The organism is Haladaptatus sp. (assembly GCF_049589095.1).
Lineage (GTDB): Archaea > Halobacteriota > Halobacteria > Halobacteriales > Haladaptataceae > Haladaptatus.
In genome coordinates, this window is sequence record NZ_JBAWAC010000663.1 from 1 (window position 1) to 2,539 (window position 2,539).

The following is a 2,539-nucleotide window of genomic DNA, read 5'->3' on the forward strand; positions in this document are numbered from 1 at the left end:
CCGGATGGTCGAGTGGGCGACCTAAGCGCTTTCCCTCCGCCGTACGTACCGCGATTCATGGACGACTCGCTTCCGGACTACTCCCTGCCCGACAGCGACGTGACCGTTCTTTCTCCGCCGGGCGGAGCCGCGGTTTCCGCTCGAAACGCCGCCGAGGAGGCGGTCGCGGACCCGCACGGCCCGAATCTCCACGACCTCGTGTCCCCCGACGAGACGGTCGCGGTCGTCGTGACGGACGTGACGCGAGCCACGCCGGACGACGTGCTGTTGGACGTGTTGCTCGCGGAACTGGCGGAGGCGGACGTGCCGCGCGGAAACGTCTCGGTCGTTTTGGGGCTTGGTCTCCACCGTCCGATGACCGACGAGGAAATCGAGGACGCGCTCGGCGAGCACGCGGACCTCGCCGAGAATCACGACGCGGAGGCGGTGATGGAGGTCGGAACGGTCGAGGCTCCTGACGGGGTAGCGGTCCCCATCGAACTCAATCCGACCGTCGCGGACGCGGACCGCGTCCTTGCGACCGGGATGGTCGAACCCCACCAGTACGCGGGCTTTTCCGGCGGGGCGAAAACCGTCGCCATCGGTGCGGGCGGCGAGTCGCTCATCCGGTACACGCACGGGCCGGACATGCTCTCCCGGGACGGCGTCAGACTCGGCCGCATCGAGGACAACCCGTTTCGAGAGCTACTGAACGACGCGGGCGACGTGATCGGACTCGACTTCTGTCTGAACGTCACACACGGACCGCAGGGGATTCTCGGGGCCAGTGCCGGATACCACCGCGACGTGGTCGCCGACCTCGCCGAAGTCGCAAAAGAGGCGCTGTCGGTTCCGGTTGCGGACGACTACGACGCCGTCATCGCGGGCGTTCCGGAAGCCAAAGCCGCGAACCTCTATCAGGCGACCCGCGCCGCCACCTACGTCGCCCTCGGCGACCGAAACCCGCTCCGTGCGGGCGGCCGGGTCGTCGTCCCCGCCGACATGCCCGAAGGCGCTGGCGAGGGAAAAGGCGAACAGCGATTTTACGACCGACTCGACGGCGCGAGCGACCCCGAGAGCCTCTACGAGGAGATGCGAACCGGCTACGAACCGGGCGCACAGCGAGCCTTCGTCGTGGCCCGCGTCCTCCGCGATCACGACGTGTACGTGACCGGGAGCGAGCATCCAAAAATCGTCGAGGACTGTCTGATGCACGCCCGGGACTCCATCGAGGACGCCGTCGAACCCGGCAGCGACGTGCTCGTGGTTCCGAACGCGCTCGATACGCTGTTGGTTCGGCCGGAGTGAGAAGGGGTGGGAGGAGTCGCTACCAGAGGACGTACGGCCAGACGAACTGGAACAACAACCAGATAAGGCCGGTGAGGATGACGGTCATTATCAGGTTCAACACGACCCCGGCGCGCATCATCTGTTCCTGATTGAGATAGCCGCTCTCGAAGACGATGGCGTTCGGGGGTGTCGCCACGGGGAGCGCGAACGCGCTTGCCGCGCGGACTCAACTCGCCTTCCTCTTCGAGGTACTGCCGGACCATCGAACATCGTTGCGAACGCGAACTGCCCTCGAATCGAGAGTCCGGCGGGCGACGGGGCGGCGATTATCGCCGTCCCGACGAGCGCAATAATGAAGAGAACGAGTCGCCTGCGTGGATCAGTCTGCGCCATTGTCACACACACCCATGAAACACCGTCGATTAGTTCTTTCGTCTTTCAACAGATATTATTACTAAAACACAAAAATATAAGTTCATTTCGGGACCTTCCGGCTGCTATCGCGATTCAATTCGACGTTGGAGATGTCTCGTCCGCAATCGAGTCCATGACGCGCTCATGGAACTCCTGGAGGACGGCGCTCTCGTCCTCGGCGAGCACCACGTCGCTGGCCATCAGCGTCGCCAACCCGAACGCACGCGGGGTCGGCGATTCGACGCGCCGTTGAACGACATCGATGTCGCCGTCCTGTACCTTCCTCAGAATCTCCTCGACGGATTCGAGGGCGAGTTTGTCCTCCACGATTTCGCGGTACGTTTCCTCCATGACGGCGAACTCGTCCAACTCGTCGGCGAACCCGAGCAGCATCTCGCTCGACACCTGCTGTTCGCTGGCGGACTTCTCGTAGCCCTTGTAGCGCTTGAGGATCATCAGCGAGCGCGTCGCGTTGATGCGGAAGTAACGCTGGAGCAGGTCGGTACCCGAGAGCGCGGCGCGCAAATCCCCGCGTACCTCGTCGGGGTCGATGTCCGCGAGGATTCCCGGCACGTCCACCTTCCGGTTCAGCGGCATCGAGACCGTGAAGCCGTTGTCCGCGACGGCGACCCCAACGTTCGTGTTGGCGGCCTGCGCACAGCGGTAGGCGACCACGCGCGAGAGGCCGTCGTTGAACTTCCTGCCGTAGTTCGAGTGTACGTAGTAGTGCCGTTCGTACTCATCGCGGTCCATCACGATTTCGACCGTCAGACGTGACTCCGTGCTGATGCTCTCCGCGCCAGCATACCGTACCTGCTCATCGAACATCCGCGCGAGTGCCCGGACGCTGTTCTCG

1 protein-coding gene and 2 pseudogenes are annotated in these 2,539 nt (G+C 64.0%); 1 reads left to right on the top strand and 2 read right to left on the bottom strand.

Translation table 11 applies throughout. The features are described from left to right. The first annotated feature begins 57 nt into the window (after positions 1–57). Positions 58–1,287 carry a lactate racemase domain-containing protein gene (locus tag WBV42_RS20810; protein WP_423987733.1) on the top strand — a complete coding sequence of 410 codons (1,230 nt, stop codon included), beginning with the start codon at positions 58–60 and terminating at the stop codon, positions 1,285–1,287. A 19-nt stretch (positions 1,288–1,306) separates the two neighbouring features. Here the strand turns inward: WBV42_RS20810 and WBV42_RS20815 are convergent. Beyond that, positions 1,307–1,495: pseudogene (locus WBV42_RS20815) on the bottom strand (anion permease); the annotation flags it as partial. Between the two features lie 281 nt (positions 1,496–1,776). After that, positions 1,777–2,539 (bottom strand): annotated as a pseudogene (locus WBV42_RS20820) (ATP-dependent helicase); the annotation flags it as partial.